Genomic DNA, 15,910 nt, shown 5'->3' on the forward strand with positions numbered 1-15,910 from the left:
GTTGCGTGTCAGGCATCCGGCGATGGCCGGGAAGGCCGGTGAGCCGCTAACATGGCCGCCCCGCGGGCGGTGGTCGCGCACTGTGCCGGATTCGTCGGAAGCTGGGCTTCTGGCCCTGAGTAACTTCCAACGAAATCAATCCCTTATCTCGCCCCCCCGAGTGTAACAGAATAAACAGCCTGATGACCGCCCAAGACCCCACCAAGCCAGCTGGCGACAAGCCATCCGTGCGCATGATCACCGTTCCCGCCGACCGCGCCGGCCAGCGCCTGGATAATTTCCTGCTCGGCCAGCTGAAAGGGGCCCCGCGCAGCCTGGTCTACAAGCTGGTGCGCAGCGGTCAGGTGCGGGTCAATGGCGGCCGCGCCAAGGCCGAGCGCAAGCTGGAGGCGGGCGACGAGGTGCGGGTGCCGCCGGTTCGTCTCACCGAGGAGGGAGACAAGGCTGGCCCTCCCGAGTCGTTCATGCGCCGTCTGGAACAGGCCATCGTCTTCGAGGACGCACGGCTGCTGGCGCTGAACAAACCCTCGGGCGTGGCCAGTCATGGCGGCAGCGGGATCAGCTTCGGCGCCATCGAGACCCTGCGCGCCCTGCGCCCGGGCCAGACGCTGGAACTGGTGCACCGTCTCGACCGCGATACGTCGGGCCTGCTGGTGGTGGCCAAGAAGCGCTCGGCGCTGAGCGAGCTGCAGGCGCTGCTGCGTGAAGACCATGGCGCCGGCATCCGCAAGCGTTACCTGACCCTGCTGACCGGGCGCATGCCCGACGGGGTGATGACGGTGGACGCGCCGCTGCACGTGGGCCTGCGCCAAGGCGGTGAGCGACATGTCCAGGTCAATGCGATCGGCAAGGAATCGATCAGTCATTTCCGCGTGCTGGAGCGGCGTGGGGGCCATTCCTATTGCGAGGTGCGCATCGAGACCGGCCGGACCCATCAGATCCGGGTGCACGCCCAGCATCTGGGGCATGCGGTGGCCGGTGACGACAAGTACGGCGATCCTGCGGTGAACAAGCGGCTTCGTGAGCAGATCGGCCTGAAGCGGTTGTTCCTGCACGCGGCCTCGCTGGAGTTCGCGCTGGACGACGGCAAGACCCCCTACGTGCTGAACGCTCCGCTGGCGGATGAGTTGGTCGAGGCGCTGGACCGCCTGCGCTGACGGCGGTTCGGCGGCGCCGGGCGCTTGGTCGGCACCGTCGCTTCCCTGCGATGAGTGGGCTTGTCACTTTCTTTGCTCGTGCAAAGAAAGTAGCCAAAGAAACACGCCGCCATCCGCGCCGGCGCTGCGCTCCTCGGCTCGCTACAAGGCGGACCTGACAGCCGCAGCGTAGACCCATACCCGCACGCAGCCCTTGTAGAGTCGAGCCACGCTCGACTGACGCGCGCAGCGCGGGCTTCGCTTTTTCATTCTTTCATCGCGCGGCTGGCACGCGCCTATAGCCTGTCAGAGCCTGGTCCAACCCCGGGATCTCGCTCCGCCAGCCGCGAGTGGGCTCAGCCCGTTGGTCGCAACCCGCTCACCACTTGAACAGCACCAGGCTGACCGCCAGCGTTCCCATGCCTGCAACCAGGCCGTACACCGTTTCGTGACCCTTGGCGTAGCGCTTGGCCGCCGGCAGCAGTTCATCCAGGGCCAGGAACACCATCACGCCGGCGATCAGGCCGAACACCCAGCCGAACGTGGCGTGCGACAGCGATCCGGACAGCAGCCAGTAGCCCAGCATGGCCCCCACCGGCTCGGCCAGGCCCGACAGCAGGCTGGCGCCGAACGCATAGAACTTGTTCTGGGTGGCGAAGTACACCGGCACCGCGATTGCGATGCCCTCGGGAATGTTGTGGATGGCGATGGCGAAGGCCAGCGGCATGCCCACCGACGGGCTTTCCAGCGTAGCGAAGAAGGTCGCCAGCCCTTCCGGGAAATTGTGTGCGGTGATCGCCACCGAGGTCAGCAGCGCGACCCGCTTCAGGTACTCGCGGCTGTTCTCGCGGAACGCAGGGTCCTGCTTGTCCAGGCTGTCATGCGGATTGGGAATGAAGTGATCGATCAGCACGATAACGATCACACCGGCCAGGAACGCCAGCGTGCCGTAGGTGAAGCCGGTGCGCTCGCCATAGGCCAGGGCGAACGACGCAATGGACTTGTTGAGGATCTCCGACAGCGACACGTAGACCATCGCGCCGCCGGCGAAGGCCAGGCCGAACGCCAGCAGGCGCGGATTGGGGCGGCGCGAGAACAGCACCAGCAGGCTGCCGATGGCGGTCGCCAGGCCGGCCGCGAGGGTGACCGCCAGCGCGATCCAGATGTTTTCGGGGGGGATCTGCAGCATGTACCGACGCGGTCCTGGTCAACAGACAACCGCCCCGGGCACTGCCGGGGCGGCAAGGGCGAGGCGGGCGTCGGCTGGCCTCGTCATGGTGTGCGGTCAGCCGCCGCGGCGCAGGCGCTCTTCCACCGCGAAACACTGGTCCGGCTTCGGCTGCGGCGGGTTGAAGCTGACCGGCACCTGGATGGTGGCGGGCACGGCCTGGCCATTGCGGGTGGCGGCCTTGAACTGCCAGCCCTGCACGGCATTCCTGGCCAGCTCATCCAACTGCGGGTTGCCCGCGCCGCTCAGCAGGGTCACTTCGCTGGGCTTGCCATCGGTGCCGATGGTCACCTTGAAGGTGCTGGTGCCACCCGTACCGGTACAGGCCAGCTCGAGCGGGTACTGCGGTGGCGGCGTCTTCACCGCAGCCACCTCGGTCGGCGGCGGCACGGGCGGCGACGGCTCGGAGGCGCCACAGCCGGCGAGGCCGGTCACAGCGATCAGGGACAGGCTCAGCACTCGCACATTCATGGCAGTTGCTCCGTGAGGGCCGATGTCTTGGCCGCGCAGATGAAGTCGTTCTCGCTCAGGCCGCCGACGTCGTGGGTCGAATAGCGCACCACGGCGCGGTCGTAGTGCACGCCCAGGTCCGGGTGGTGATCCTCGTGGTGGGCGATCCAGGCCAGTGCATTCACAAAGGCCATGGTGGCGTAGTAGTCCTTGAAGCGGAAGGTGCGCAGCAGCGCCTGGCCGCCCTCGGCCAGTTCCCAGCCGGGAATCTGCGGCAGCAGCTCGGCCAGGCGGGCCTCGCCCAGCTTGTGGTCGCTGCCTTTGCGCGGCACGCAACGGGCCTGGGCCAGTGGAATCAGGTCGGCCATGGGAATCTCCACCTCGTGTTGACTGAACAATGCGCCGGACGGTGTATAAACCGAATGAGCGGCTGACACTTACTTGGCTAGAATAGCCTGATGATCCAGATCTCCGACACTGCCCAGACCCATTTCCGCAAGCTGATCGAACGCGAGGGCGCGCCCGGCATGGGCGTACGCCTGAGCGCGGTCGATCCCGGCACTCCGCGTGCCGATGCGCGGCTGGAATTCGCCGAACCCTCGGACCTGCACGGCGACGAGTGGGCCGTGGACTGCGACGGGTTCACCCTGTATGTCGACGCCGGCAGCGTCGGCTGGCTCGATGGCGCGGAGATCGACATCGTGGCCGGCGCGGCAGGTGCCCAGCAGTTGACCATCAAGGCGCCGCGCATCAAGGGCGAAGCGCCCGGGGATGCCGCTTCGCTGGTCGAGCGTGTGCACTGGGTGGTGGAGAATGAAATCAATCCACAGCTCGCCTCCCATGGCGGCAAGGTCGCAGTGCAGGAAGTCTCGGCCGAGGGCGTGGTGCTGCTGCGTTTCGGTGGTGGCTGCCAGGGCTGTGGCATGGCCGATGTGACCCTCAAGCAGGGCATCGAAAAGACCTTGATGGGCCGGGTGCCCGGCGTGACCGCAGTGCGCGACGCGACCGACCACGACAGCGGCCACGCACCGTACATCCCGCGCGGCAACGCCGCCTGATCGCCGACGCGTGCCTCTGCCCAGAGCCGAGCAACTCATCGACCTGCTGCTGGCGCGCCAGCAGCAACCGATCATCCTGGAGAAGAACACGCGCCTGCCTTATGGCTGGGCGCTGTGGCTGCGCTCGCTGAGCCCGTTGCCACGCCCGTTCCATGCCCGCGAGATGATCGCGGTGCTGCTGCCCAGGCCTCTGCCGGGACGCCCCGGGACGCTGCCGGCGCTGCCCCGCTGGCAGGCGCTGCGGCGCCTGTTGTGGCAGGACTGGGAGCCGGCGCCGCGTGACCAGCGCTGGATGCGCTGGACGTCGGCCGTCGCCAGTGCATTGCTGCACCTGCTGTTCTTCCTGCTGCTGCTGTGGGTGGCGGTGATCCGCACCTCGGTGCCCGCCGAGCAGGGATCCGACGGTGAGCGCGTGCAGATCGAGTTTGTCGGCCGCGCCAGCCAGGAGGGCGGAGGCGACCAGCCCGGCGCCGAATCGGCTGCAGCAGCTGCAGCCGGCCGCACGGCTGCAGGAGACGCGGCAGGATCGGCAACTGCGCCGCAGCCGCGACCGGTCGCGGCGCGCCCGCAGCCATCCCCTGCTGCGGCCCCCGCTGCCGCCAGTACGCCTCCGCAAGCCATGCCGACCGAGCCGGCCCCACCGGCCACGCCGCCGCCTTCGCCGGTCCAGGCGACCGACGTGGCGCAGGCCACGACCGATTTCGTGGTGCCGCCGGTCAGCCTGCCGCGCACCGAAGTGAGCATCGTGCCGCGCGACACAACGCCCAGCGTACGCGAGCGCAGCGTGCAGCCGCTGGAGGCGCCGCCCACACCGCAAGCGCTGCGCACACCGGATGTGCAGGTGAGGGTGCCGCAGATCCGCCAGCCGCAGGTGCAGGAACGTGAGGTGGCCATCGTGGAGACACCCGTCGTGGCTCCGGCGGTGCGCGCAGCGGAAGTACCGATCCGCGTTCCGCAGCAGGATGTGCAGGTGCGCGAACGCGAAGTGCAGGCGGTTGTCGATCCGCAGGTGCGGATGGCGCCGATCGCAGGCCGTGAGCCTGCAGTACGGGCGCCCGCGGGCCGCGACGTGCAGGTGCGCGAACGTGAGGTGGCGTCTGCACCGGTCGCTTCGCCTGCGCCTTCCAGTGGCAGTGCCGCAACCTCCGCCCCCGCAGCCCAGGGCAGCGCGGCTGCGGTGAGCAGTCCCGCGGCGCGCCCATCAGCCGCCGCCACGACACCGGTACAGGCCGGTGCCCGCCCGACGCCGACCCCGGGCAACTGGGCTACGCCGGCCCGGGGCGACGACTGGGGGGCCTCGGATCGCACTCGTGATGGCGCCCGCAGCGGCGCCGCGCAGGCGAGCAGCGCGGGCCGGGGCAACGGCCTGTTCAACGCCGACGGCAGCGTGCGTGTACCGGGGCAGGACGGCCCCGGCAATGCGGAGCGTGGCGCTCCCGGGGGGGACAACGACGGCTGGAGCAAGGAACGCATCGCCCAGTCGGGGACATGGCTGAAGCGACCGCCCTACGACTACACGCCCACCTCGTTCGACAAATACTGGGTGCCGCAGGAGTCGCTGCTGGCCGAGTGGGTGCGCAAGGGCGTCAAGGCGATGGAGATTCCGCTTCCCGGCACCAGCACCCGGATTTCCTGCGTCATCTCCATTCTGCAGGCGGGTGGCGGCTGCGGCCTGACCGACCCGAACATGCAGGACCAGCCGGCCGTGGCCCGGCCGCCGCCGGATATCCCGTTCAAGAAGGAACTGCAGGAAGACAATGGGAGCCGCTAGCGGCTCCCATTGTCCACGCATGTTTCCTTATCCCCGCGCCGTTGGCGCGCCCCCTTTGAACAACAAGGGGGCTCTTCGCCGGAACCATTGCGGGCGGCCGGCCTTCGTCGGCGTCGCCCCTTTACTCGCTCTGTGACAGGAACACCCAGAACGGCACGTCGCGGCCGACCCAATCCCGGCTGGCTTCGTCCAGCACGTCGAGCAGGGTGTCGAAATCCTTGGCTGCGCCAGCGCGCAGCGCGTCGACATCCGCCAGGAACAGCGCATAACCGCTGGCCGGCAGCCACTGCAGGTCGCGAAGATTGTCCGACAGGGCATCCCAGTTGCCGCCGAAACCGGCCGGGAAGTCCAGCTGCGCGGACAGCCGCGCCAGCAGGGTGCGCTTGTCGGTCACGCCCTCCAGATCGATGCGGATCACCTTCAGGCCGGCATCGCGCATGGCCGCGGCAAGCGCGCCGATGTCCGCGCTGTCGATGGCATACACGCCGGCGTTGTTGATGTCGTGCAGGCCGAGGCCGAAATCATCGTGGCTCATCGAGCGTCTCCGGGGGATGGAACGGTGAAGCTGCGGAATGAGCCGTAATGGTCATCGGTGTAGTACCACGCCTCTGCTGGATCGCCGCCCGTGACGATGCGGCGTGCCCCCCGGTTGCCCGCACCGGGGGTGTCGACCGTGTACTCGCGGTAGTAGCCACGCGGCCGCTGCGGCAGGCGCTGCTCGCGGTTGCCGAAGGTGCTGCCATCCTGGCGGTGCGGGAAGGGCCCGCCCCGCTGGATCAGGGTGATGGTCTGGCGTGCTTCGGCGGGAAGGAAGGCGGGCAGGCCGCTGCGTGCGCCATCGCCGTGTGCCGGGGTCGGGGCACTCCGGGCCGGAGCGCCCTGCAGGTCCGGCGCGAACTGCGGTGCCGGCGGCCGCTGCATGACGTGGTTGACGACCAGGCCGAGCAGCAGCAGGGCGATGGCAGTGATCAGCAGCCGGGGGTTGCGCATGGGCACGAACGGGTGAGGGTGGTGCATGCACTGTAGCGCCTGTGCGCTGCACGCTGCATGAGGAACCGCCGCGTCACCGCTGCGTAACAATTGCCGGCATGCTCACCGGCAGGACGCAATTTCCTTTACATCCCCCTTGGTAATCTAGTGGTCTGTCCCCATCATTCACCGCGCTACACCCGACACCGTCGGGTGCCCTCGCAATCAGGAGATGCATCATGGCCTATACCCTGCCCAAGCTGTCCTACGCCTACGACGCGCTGGAGCCGCATATCGACGCGGCGACGATGGAGATCCATCACACCAAGCATCACCAGACCTACATCAACAACGTCAACGCGGCGCTGGAAGGTACCGAGTACGCTGACCTGCCGGTGGAAGAGCTGGTGAAGAAGCTGAAGTCGCTGCCGGAGAACCTGCAGGGCCCGGTGCGCAACAACGGCGGTGGCCATGCCAACCACTCGCTGTTCTGGACGGTGATGGCGCCGAACGCGGGCGGCAACCCGGTGGGCGACGTGGCCAAGGCCATCGACAAGGACCTGGGCGGTTTCGACAAGTTCAAGGACGCCTTCACCAAGGCGGCGCTGACCCGCTTCGGCAGCGGCTGGGCATGGTTGAGCGTCACCCCCGACAAGAAGGTCGTGGTGGAAAGCACCGGCAACCAGGACAGCCCGCTGATGGAAGGCAACACGCCCATCCTCGGTCTGGACGTGTGGGAGCACGCGTACTACCTGAAGTACCAGAACCGTCGTCCGGAATACATCGGCGCGTTCTTCAACGTCATCGACTGGAACGAAGTCGAGCGCCGTTACCAGGACGCGATCGCCTGAAGGCGGTGACGGGATGACATGAGAAGGCCGGGGGAGACCCCGGCCTTTTTGTTTGCCAGCTTCTGGACGTCGGGCGGGACCTGGTGGGCCGAGGGCGGGCCTATTCCGCGGTGGCCGTATCGCCCTGCAGGCGCAGGGTGGCCATCATCCCCAGGCGAAGTCCAGGCAGCTCGCCGTCGGCCGGCAGCAGGATGGGCTGCTGGCGGATGCCACCGAAATGCTTGACCTGGAACAGCACATCCAGACCGTGACCGCTGGCGCCGCCAGCACCGGAGGCTGACGCTTCCGCCCGGCCGCCCGGGCTGCGCCGGGCCGGCTGGAAGCCCGGCGTAGCGCGCACCAGTTCCACCGTGCCGGCGGAAAAATCGCCTGCGATCACACTGGGCAGGCCTTCGGCGGTCGCGCTGATCCAGGCCATGAGATCGCTGGTCTGGTGCTGGCGGGCCGCCGCTTCATCCGGCTCCGGGCGCAGGCGGGTCACGTAGACATTGACCAGGGCCTCGCCCAGCCGCAGCCGCATCATGCCCGCCGCGCTGAACGTACCGGGCGGGTGCAGCAGGGTCACGCCATCCTCGCTGACCGGCAGCCGCGTCAGCATCGCATTGCCGTGCCGCAGCGGCTGGCTGGGCGGGTCGGCCGTGACGAAGTCGCAGCTGTAGCGCAGCCGGTTGGCCAGCCAGCAGGCCGGGTTGCGCCCCTGCTGCTGCCGTACCTGCTGCACCGAGATGACGTCCGGCTGCAGCTCGGTCAACAGCTGCGCCACCTGTTCGCGGCGTTGCTTCCATTGCGCATCGTCCCGCCCGGGCAGTTCCAGGGCCGCCACGGTCAGCTGCCGGGCCTGCGCGTCGAGGGTCGCGGTGTCCGCGGCCTGCGGCCGCGCCGGTGCCGGCAATGCAAGCAGCAACAGGCAGCAGCCGAGCAGGGGGCGGACGAGGACGAGGGCGCGCATAACGATAAGTTTACGCTTTTGTCGTGCAGGTGCCGTGACTTCCGGCAGGGCACCGGTACCGCCTGCCATGGATCGGCGGCGCTGTCATGCAGCCCCGCAGCGTGCTTCCAGCCCGCAGGTTCCGGTAACCTTGCGGCTTTCGCTTTGCAGGAATGCCTTACAGGATGAGCCACGACGCAGTCGCCCCCATCGCCGGCCAGGGAAAGATGCCGCGCCAGATCCCGTACATCATCGGCAATGAGGCCTGCGAACGGTTCAGCTTCTACGGGATGCGCAACATCCTGGTGCAGTTCCTGATCACCTCGCTGCTGCTGCAGGAAATCACTGCGGAAGGCCGTGCCGGTGAAGCCAAGGACATCATGCACAGCTTCATGATCGGCGTGTACTTCTTCCCGCTGCTGGGCGGCTGGCTGGCCGACAGGTTCTTCGGCAAGTACCACACGATCCTCTGGTTCAGCCTGGTCTACTGCGCCGGCCACCTGTGCCTGGCGCTGTTCGAGAACAGCCGCCAGGGCTTCTTCCTCGGCCTGGGCCTGATCGCGCTGGGTGCCGGTGGCATCAAGCCGCTGGTGGCCTCGTTCATGGGTGACCAGTTCGACCAGAGCAACAAGCACCTGGCCAAGCTGGTGTTCGATGCCTTCTACTGGATCATCAACTTCGGCTCGCTGTTTGCGTCGCTGCTGATTCCGCTGGTGCTGAAGAACTGGGGCCCGCAGTGGGCGTTCGGCATTCCGGGCATCCTGATGTTCGTGGCGACCTTCGTGTTCTGGCTTGGCCGCAAGCGCTACGTACTGGTGCCGCTGCCGCCGAAGGACCCGCATTCGTTCGCCAACGTGGCGCGCACGGCGCTGACCGCGCGGGTGGCGGGCCAGGGCCGTCCGGGCCTGGCGATCGCCGTGGCCGGCCTGGTGCTGGCGGTGGCATCGTTCGGCCTGGTCGGCTCGTTGGGCATCGTGATCTGCCTGTGCCTTGCGCTGGTGGCGATTCTGGCTGGTGTCGGTGGCGGCACCTGGCTGCAGCTGGACCGCGCCCGCGCGCACCATCCGGCCGAAGCCGTGGAGGGCGTGCGTTCGGTGCTGCGCGTGCTGGTGATCTTCGCGTTGACCACGCCGTTCTTCTCGCTGTTCGACCAGAAGGCCTCGACCTGGGTGCTACAGGGACAGCAGATGCAGATGCCGAGCTGGTTCACCGCCTCCCAGATGCAGGCGCTGAACCCGCTGCTGGTGATGATCCTCATCCCGTTCAACAACCTGGTGCTGTACCCGGCCCTGCGCCGCTTCGGCTTCGAGCCGACCGCGCTGCGCCGGATGACCGCCGGCATCGCCTTCAGCGGCCTGGCCTGGATCGTCGTCGGCAGCATCCAGGTGGTGATGGATGGCGGCAATGCCATGTCGATCTTCTGGCAGATCCTGCCGTACGCGCTGCTGACCTTCGGTGAGGTCCTGGTGTCCGCGACCGGCCTGGAGTTCGCCTACAGCCAGGCGCCCCAGGCGATGAAGGGGGTGGTGATGAGCTTCTGGAACCTGACCACCACCATCGGCAACCTGTGGGTGCTGCTGTCCAATGCGGCCGTACGCAACGAAACGGTGACCCACCAGATCGCCGGCACCGGCTTGAGCGAGGCGGCGTTCCTGATGTTCTTCTTCGCCGGCTTCGCCTTCATCGCGGCGTTGGCCTTCGGTTGGTACGCGAAACGCTATCGTATGGTCGACAACTACCGCGCTGCCTGAGCCTGACATGACCCCCGTCAATCTGCTGTTGATCGCCATCACCGCCATCCTGTCATGGAGGGCGTTCAACCACGGCGCGCTGGCCGACCGCCTGATCCTGTGGCCACCGGCCATCGACCGCCACCGCCAGTACGACCGGCTGGTGACCTATGGATTCATCCACGCGGACTGGTCGCACCTGATCTTCAACATGATCACCCTGTTCTTCTTCGGGGGATTCATCGAGAGCGTGATGGTGCAGCTGACCGGCAGCTACCTGACCTATCCGGCGTTCTACATCGGCGCGCTGGTGGTCTCGATCCTGCCGAGCTACCTGAAGAACCAGAAGAATCCGAACTACCTCAGCCTGGGGGCTTCGGGTGCGGTGTCGGCGGTGCTGTTCGCCTTCATCCTGATCAAGCCGTGGTCGATCATCCTGGTGTTCTTCATCCCCGCACCGGCCATCGTGTACGCCGCGTTCTATGTCGGCTACAGCATCTGGATGGACAAGCGCGGCGGCGACCGCATCAACCACAGCGCGCACCTGGCCGGCGCGGCATTCGGCGTGATCTTCATGCTGGCCATGCAGCCGAGCATCTTCACCCACTTCCTGCGCGAACTGTCCAACCCGACCTTCCGCCTGGGCGGCGGTTGAGGGCCTGGGGTCGGATCCGCTGGATCCGACCCCGGGGCAGGGCCCCCGCTCGTGGTCAGGCCCGGGTCTGCTGGCCGTAGGTGTCCAGCAGGCGGGCGAAGACTTCCTCGCCGATACGCTGGAAGGCCTGCTCGTCGGTCTGGCCTTCCACGGCGAGCTGGAGCAGGCCCTCCAGCAGGGCGCGGTCGGTATCGGAATGGGAATCGCTGGGGTGCATCGGGGGCCTCCACGGCAGTCGCACGGTCTACGGTCGCAAGGGCCGTGCCAGCGTGGCCGGACCCCTCCGCAGGCGATAGCGGCCGCGGGCGCTCCAGCTTTAGGGTCGCAAACTGACGTGGAGGGCCTGGACTTGCCCCTGTTCAGGCTTCACGCGATCATGGCGCCCGGCTGCGCACCATCCACGCAGTCGCCGCAGGAGACAGTCCCATGGCTTCGGTCACGCCCCCCGGTCTGGCCTACGAGGTCGATCACGACCAGGCCAACCATCGCTTCACTGCCCGTGTGCGTGGACAGGTGGCGGTGCTCGATTACCAGATCAAGCGCAGACGCATGGTCATCACCCACACCGAGGTGCCCGAGCCGATCGCCGGCCGGGGCATCGCCGGCGAGTTGACCCGGGTGGCGCTGCGGTTCGCGCGGGAGCAGAAGTACAAGGTCGTGCCGGCGTGTGCCTACGCCGAGGCATTCCTGCAGCGGCATGAGGAGTATCACGACCTTCTGGCGGGATGACGCCAGCGGGCTACGCTTAAGCCAGGGCGGGCGATGATGGATGAACATGAACAGGGGATCCCGATGAAGATTGGAAACAACCGGCTGCTGCGCGGAAGCGTGCTGGCCGGTGTGGCAGGCGTGCTGTTGCTGGCGGGCTGCCAGCGTGAAGCCGAAACCCCGGCACCGGTGGCCGACGCGGCGCCGGCGGTCGATGCCTCCGCCACGGGCGAGGCGCCCGCTGCGGAAGCACCGCTCGACCTGCGCGACGTGATCGAGAACAACGAACGCGAGGTAGTGGGCATCAGCTATCCGGCAGGCATCGACCGTTATCCGGGCCTGGCGCGTGCGCTCCAGGACTACGCCACCACGGCCCGCAGCGAGCTGCAGCAGGCGCTCGATGGGCTGGGCAACGACAAGCCGACCATGCCCTACGAACTCTCGCTGAGCTTCGAGAAGGTGCTGGAGACGCCGCAGCTGGTGGTGGTGAGTGCCGATGGCAGCCGTTACACCGGCGGCGCCCACGGCGAACCCCTGGTGGCACGTTTCGTCTGGCTGCCGGAGCAACAGCAGATGCTCAGCGCCGACAAGCTGGTGACCGACAGCAAGGGCTGGAAGGCGATCAGCGATTTCGTCGCGGACCAGCTGCGCGAGCGCGTGGCGACACGCCTCAGCGGCGAGGACATGGAGCCGGCCGAGCTGCAGGAGTCGCTGCGCAATGCATCGCGCATGATCGCCGATGGCACCGGCCCGCAGCCCGACAATTTCAGCCAGTTCCAGCCGCTGACCGACGACAAGGGGCAGATCACCGCGCTGCGCTTTGTTTTCCCGCCCTACCAGGTGGGTCCATACTCGGATGGAACGCAGACCGCCGATGTGCCGGCGGCGGTGCTGTTGCCGCACGTGGCCAAGGATTACGTGGAGCTGTTCGCACGCGGTTGAGCGCAGACGAGGAGGGGGCGTGGATACAGGGTTGCAGGAGCGGGTCAGCGGCCTGCTCCACGAAGCCGGGGTCCGCATTGGCGGCTCCCGGCCACAGGACATCCAGGTACATGATCCGAGGTTCTTCGCACGGGTCATGGCGCACGGTTCGCTCGGCCTGGGCGAGAGCTACATGGATGGTTGGTGGGACGCCAACGTCCTGGACGAATTCCTGGTCCACCTCATGCAGGCGCATCTGGACGAACGGGTGCACGGCTGGCGGGAAGTGGCCGACGCGCTGAAGGCGCGCCTGTTCAACCTGCAGGCCGGGCAGGGAAGCTACGAAGTCGGCCGTCGCCACTACGATCTGGGCAACGATCTGTACCAGGCGATGCTGGGTCGGCGCCTGGTGTACAGCTGTGGCTACTGGCGGCAGGCCGATGACCTAGACGCTGCGCAGGAAGCCAAGCTGGACCTGGTCTGCCGCAAGCTGGGATTGCGCCCGGGCCAGCGGGTGCTGGATATCGGCTGCGGTTGGGGTGAGGCCCTGAAGTTCGCTGCCGAACGCTATGGAGTCAGCGGGGTCGGTGTAACGATCTCGCAGGAGCAGGCGGAATTCGCGCGCGAGCTGTGCGCCGGTCTGCCGATCGAGATCCGCCTGCAGGACTACTGCGCGCTGGACGAACCCTTCGATGCGATCTTCTCGATCGGCATGTTCGAGCACGTCGGTGACAAGAACTACCGCAGTTTCTTCGAGGTGGCGCGGCGCTGCCTGTCGCCACGTGGCCTGCTGCTGCTGCACAGCATCGGGACCAACGTGTCGCGGCATCGTACCGATCCGTGGATCGCGCGCTACATCTTTCCCAACTCGATGCTGCCCTCGGCGGCGCAGATCAGCAGGGCGTTCGAGGGGCGGTTCGTGTTGGAGGACTGGCACAATTTCGGCACCGACTACGACCTGACCCTGCAGGCGTGGCGGCGCAACGTGGAAGCGGCGTGGCCCCGGCTGGATGCGCGCTATGACGAGCATTTCCGGCGGATGTGGCGCTTCTATCTGGCCGGTTCGATGGCGACCTTCCGTTGCCGGCACGCGCAGTTGTGGCAGCTGGTGCTTTCGCCGGAAGGCGTGCCGGGAGGCTATGTGGCGCCGCGATGAAGCCAGAGCGGGGGCAGATCCCTTTCGCAGAAAAGGGCTCTGACCCCAATCACAACGAAAAAACCGCCCGGTCTCCCGGGCGGTTTTCGTTTCACGCTATCGCACCGGCGATCAGTTGCCGGTGCCGGTCAGGCCACGCTTCTCCAGCAGCGGTTCGATCTGCGGCTCGTGGCCGGCGAAATCGCGGAACAGCTGCATCGCGTCGACGCTGCCGCCACGCGACAGCAAGGTGGCGCGGAAGTGGTCGCCGTTCTTGCGGCTCAGGCCACCGTTCTCGCGGAACCACTTCTGGGTGTTGGCGTCCAGCACTTCCGACCAGATGTAGGCGTAGTAGCCGGCCGAGTAGCCGCCCATGATGTGGCTGAAGTACGGGGTCTTGTAACGCGGCGGAACCGGTGCGTAGTAGATGCCGTCCTTCTCCAGCGCGGCGCGCTCGAAGGCCATCACGTCCTTGGCGGCCGGCACCTGGTCCGGGCCGATCTGGTGCCAGCGCTGGTCCAGCATGGCCGCACCCAGGTACTCGGTGGTGGCAAAGCCCTGGTTGAACTTGGCCGCGGCGATCACCTTGTCCAGCAGTGCCTGCGGCATCGCCGTGCCGTTCTGGTAGTGCTTGGCGTAGTTCTTCAGGATGGCGCTGTCATCGGCCCACATCTCGTTGACCTGCGAGGGGAACTCGACGAAGTCACGCGGCACCGAGGTGCCCGAGAAGTACGGGTACTTCACGTTCGAGAACATGCCGTGCAGGGCGTGGCCGAATTCGTGGAAGGTGGTCGTCACCTCATCCCAGGTCAGCAGGGTCGGCTGGCCGGCCGGCGGCTTGGGGATGTTGAGGTGGTTGGCCACCACCGGCTTGAAGCCGGTCAGCTTCGACTGCGAGACATACGAGTTCATCCATGCCCCGCCGCGCTTGGAGGCACGGGCGTACGGGTCGAACAGGAAAATCGCCAGCTGGCTGCCGTCGGCGTCGAACACGTCGTAGACGGTGACATCATCGTGATAGACCGGCAGGTCGGTGCGCTGCTTGAAGGTGAGGCCGAATTCCTGGTTGGCGGCGAAGAACACGCCGTTCTCCAGCACGTTCTTCAGTTCGAAGTACGGCTTCAGCTGCGACTCGTCGAAGTTGTACTTGGCCTGGCGCACCTTCTCGCTGTAGAAGGCCCAGTCCCACGGCTCCAGCGCGAACGTCGGCTTGCCCGCGGCCTTCTGCTCCTGGTCGATCATTGCCTGCAGGTCGGCCGCTTCGCGCTTGGCGTTGGCCACTGCGGCCGGGGCCAGCTTGCCCAGCATCGCGTTGACCGCCTCAGGGGTCTTGGCGGTCTGGTTGGTCAGGTTGTACGCAGCGAAGTTGGCAAAACCCATCAGCTTGGCCTTGTCGGCACGCAGCTGCATGATGCGCGAGACGATGGCGGTGTTGTCGAACTCGCCGCCGCGGCTGCCACGGCTGACCGATGCTTCGTAGATCTTCTGGCGCAGGGCGCGGTTGGCCAGGTTGGTCAGGGGCGGCTGGCCGGTGGTGTTGAGCAGGGTGATCACATACTTGCCATCCAGGCCACGGGCCTTGGCGGCTTCGGCGGCGGCGGCGATCTGCTCCCTGGACAGACCATCCAGTTCCTTCACGTCATCGACGGTGATCGCCGAAGCGTTCACTTCTGACTGCACGTTCTGGCTGAAGCGGGTACCGAGGTTGGCCAGCTCGGCGTTCATTTCCTTCAGCTTCGCCTTGTCCGCGTCAGACAGCTTGGCGCCGGCGCGCACGTAGTTGTCATAGTACTTCTCGACCAGGCGCACGCCTTCGGCGTCCAGACCCAGCTGCGTGCGGGTGTCATACAGCGCCTGGATGCGCGCGAACAGCTTGCTGTTCAGGGCGATCGCATCGCTGTGCGCGGCGAACCTGGCCGAGTAGTCGGCCTGCAGCTTCTTGCGGGTGTCGTTGGTGTCCGCGCCGACCAGGGCGAAGAACACGGTGGTCGCGCGGTCAAGGATGTCACCGCTCTTTTCCAGGGCGATGATGGTGTTGTCGAAGGTCGGCTTGGCCTTGTTGTTGGCGATGGCCTCGATTTCCTTCAGCTGCTGCGCCATGCCGGCGTCGAAGGCCGGAGCGAAGTCGCTGTCCTTGATCTTGTCGAACTGCGGATAGTGCAGTGCCAGCGGGCTTTCGGCGAAGAACGGGTTGGCCTGCTGTGCGGTGGTGCTGGCAGCCGGGGTGGCGGCGCCGGCGGAATAGGCGGGCAGGGCAAGGCCGAGGGTCATGGCCACGGCAAGGGCAAGGCGGGTGGTCAAGGCGGTACTCCGGTAAGGCAGACAAGTGCCCGAGGTTAACCCGGGGTAATGGGATCGGGCTTGTGTCGA

17 protein-coding genes are annotated in these 15,910 nt (G+C 66.9%); 9 read left to right on the plus strand and 8 right to left on the minus strand.

What is annotated here, in order from left to right; translation table 11 throughout:
- Nucleotides 1-182 precede the first annotated feature (182 nt).
- Nucleotides 183-1,157, plus strand: a complete 975-nt coding sequence (locus tag AC5P76_RS12670; RefSeq protein WP_065181953.1) for an RluA family pseudouridine synthase — start codon at nt 183-185, stop codon at nt 1,155-1,157.
- A gap of 358 nt (nt 1,158-1,515) precedes the next feature.
- Here the strand turns inward: AC5P76_RS12670 and zupT are convergent, their stop codons facing one another.
- The 3 genes from zupT to AC5P76_RS12685 all read right to left on the minus strand — a co-directional run bounded on the left by zupT (nt 1,516) and on the right by AC5P76_RS12685 (nt 3,182).
- Complete coding sequence (gene zupT, locus AC5P76_RS12675; protein WP_053516897.1) at nt 1,516-2,325, minus strand: zinc transporter ZupT; 810 nt, start codon at nt 2,323-2,325, stop codon at nt 1,516-1,518.
- Between the two features lie 96 nt (nt 2,326-2,421).
- Nucleotides 2,422-2,835 carry an energy transducer TonB gene (locus tag AC5P76_RS12680; RefSeq protein ID WP_053516898.1) on the minus strand — a complete coding sequence of 138 codons (414 nt, stop codon included), beginning with the start codon at nt 2,833-2,835 and terminating at the stop codon, nt 2,422-2,424.
- The gene (locus AC5P76_RS12685) at nt 2,832-3,182 is read right to left on the minus strand and encodes a 4a-hydroxytetrahydrobiopterin dehydratase (protein ID WP_053516899.1); all 351 of its coding nucleotides are present in this window, start codon (nt 3,180-3,182) and stop codon (nt 2,832-2,834) included. The genes AC5P76_RS12680 and AC5P76_RS12685 overlap by 4 nt, the downstream gene beginning before the upstream one ends.
- Before the next feature lie 90 nt (nt 3,183-3,272).
- Here AC5P76_RS12685 and AC5P76_RS12690 point away from each other — a divergent pair, with 90 nt between their 5' ends.
- Nucleotides 3,273-3,872, plus strand: a complete 600-nt coding sequence (locus tag AC5P76_RS12690) for an NfuA family Fe-S biogenesis protein (RefSeq protein WP_053516900.1) — start codon at nt 3,273-3,275, stop codon at nt 3,870-3,872.
- Nucleotides 3,873-3,882: 10 nt separating this feature from the next.
- A complete protein-coding gene (locus AC5P76_RS12695) occupies nt 3,883-5,643 on the plus strand; it encodes a hypothetical protein (protein ID WP_495222764.1) in 1,761 nt (586 codons plus the stop codon).
- Between the two features lie 121 nt (nt 5,644-5,764).
- Here the strand turns inward: AC5P76_RS12695 and AC5P76_RS12700 are convergent, their stop codons facing one another.
- Together AC5P76_RS12700 and AC5P76_RS12705 are read right to left on the minus strand one after the other, a co-directional pair.
- The gene (locus AC5P76_RS12700) at nt 5,765-6,178 is read right to left on the minus strand and encodes a barstar family protein (protein ID WP_065175478.1); all 414 of its coding nucleotides are present in this window, start codon (nt 6,176-6,178) and stop codon (nt 5,765-5,767) included.
- Nucleotides 6,175-6,633, minus strand: coding sequence for a guanyl-specific ribonuclease (locus AC5P76_RS12705; protein WP_053516903.1), 459 nt, complete (start codon nt 6,631-6,633; stop codon nt 6,175-6,177). The genes AC5P76_RS12700 and AC5P76_RS12705 overlap by 4 nt, the downstream gene beginning before the upstream one ends.
- Nucleotides 6,634-6,851: 218 nt before the next feature.
- Here AC5P76_RS12705 and AC5P76_RS12710 point away from each other — a divergent pair, with 218 nt between their 5' ends.
- Nucleotides 6,852-7,463 carry a superoxide dismutase gene (locus AC5P76_RS12710; RefSeq protein ID WP_049458515.1) on the plus strand — a complete coding sequence of 204 codons (612 nt, stop codon included), beginning with the start codon at nt 6,852-6,854 and terminating at the stop codon, nt 7,461-7,463.
- 100 nt (nt 7,464-7,563) lie between these two features.
- On the opposite strand, the gene AC5P76_RS12715 is transcribed toward AC5P76_RS12710, so the two are convergent.
- Nucleotides 7,564-8,412: an endonuclease/exonuclease/phosphatase family protein gene (locus AC5P76_RS12715; protein ID WP_053516904.1), complete on the minus strand. Its 849-nt coding sequence runs from the start codon at nt 8,410-8,412 to the stop codon at nt 7,564-7,566.
- A 164-nt stretch (nt 8,413-8,576) separates the two neighbouring features.
- Here AC5P76_RS12715 and AC5P76_RS12720 point away from each other — a divergent pair, with 164 nt between their 5' ends.
- Nucleotides 8,577-10,142, plus strand: coding sequence for a POT-type proton-dependent oligopeptide transporter (locus AC5P76_RS12720; protein ID WP_053516906.1), 1,566 nt, complete (start codon nt 8,577-8,579; stop codon nt 10,140-10,142).
- A 7-nt stretch (nt 10,143-10,149) separates the two neighbouring features.
- Complete coding sequence (locus AC5P76_RS12725) at nt 10,150-10,776, plus strand: rhomboid family intramembrane serine protease (protein ID WP_495222765.1); 627 nt, start codon at nt 10,150-10,152, stop codon at nt 10,774-10,776.
- 55 nt (nt 10,777-10,831) lie between these two features.
- On the opposite strand, the gene AC5P76_RS12730 is transcribed toward AC5P76_RS12725, so the two are convergent.
- On the minus strand, nt 10,832-10,993 hold the full coding sequence (locus AC5P76_RS12730; RefSeq protein ID WP_164972342.1) for a hypothetical protein: 162 nt from the start codon (nt 10,991-10,993) through the stop codon (nt 10,832-10,834).
- A gap of 209 nt (nt 10,994-11,202) precedes the next feature.
- Between AC5P76_RS12730 and AC5P76_RS12735 the strand changes: the two genes are divergently transcribed.
- From AC5P76_RS12735 to cfa, 3 genes are read left to right on the plus strand one after another with little or no spacing between them, the layout of a single operon-like run.
- A complete protein-coding gene (locus AC5P76_RS12735) occupies nt 11,203-11,505 on the plus strand; it encodes a GNAT family N-acetyltransferase (RefSeq protein ID WP_053516908.1) in 303 nt (100 codons plus the stop codon).
- 36 nt (nt 11,506-11,541) lie between these two features.
- Nucleotides 11,542-12,426, plus strand: a complete 885-nt coding sequence (locus AC5P76_RS12740) for a DUF3298 and DUF4163 domain-containing protein (RefSeq protein WP_065175544.1) — start codon at nt 11,542-11,544, stop codon at nt 12,424-12,426.
- 19 nt (nt 12,427-12,445) lie between these two features.
- Complete coding sequence (cfa, locus tag AC5P76_RS12745) at nt 12,446-13,561, plus strand: cyclopropane fatty acyl phospholipid synthase (RefSeq protein WP_495222766.1); 1,116 nt, start codon at nt 12,446-12,448, stop codon at nt 13,559-13,561.
- A 111-nt stretch (nt 13,562-13,672) separates the two neighbouring features.
- Here the strand turns inward: cfa and AC5P76_RS12750 are convergent, their stop codons facing one another.
- Nucleotides 13,673-15,841 carry a M3 family metallopeptidase gene (locus AC5P76_RS12750; RefSeq protein ID WP_053516910.1) on the minus strand — a complete coding sequence of 723 codons (2,169 nt, stop codon included), beginning with the start codon at nt 15,839-15,841 and terminating at the stop codon, nt 13,673-13,675.
- Nucleotides 15,842-15,910 lie beyond the last annotated feature (69 nt).

This window comes from Stenotrophomonas sp. YJH_SMC_36, assembly GCF_059369935.1.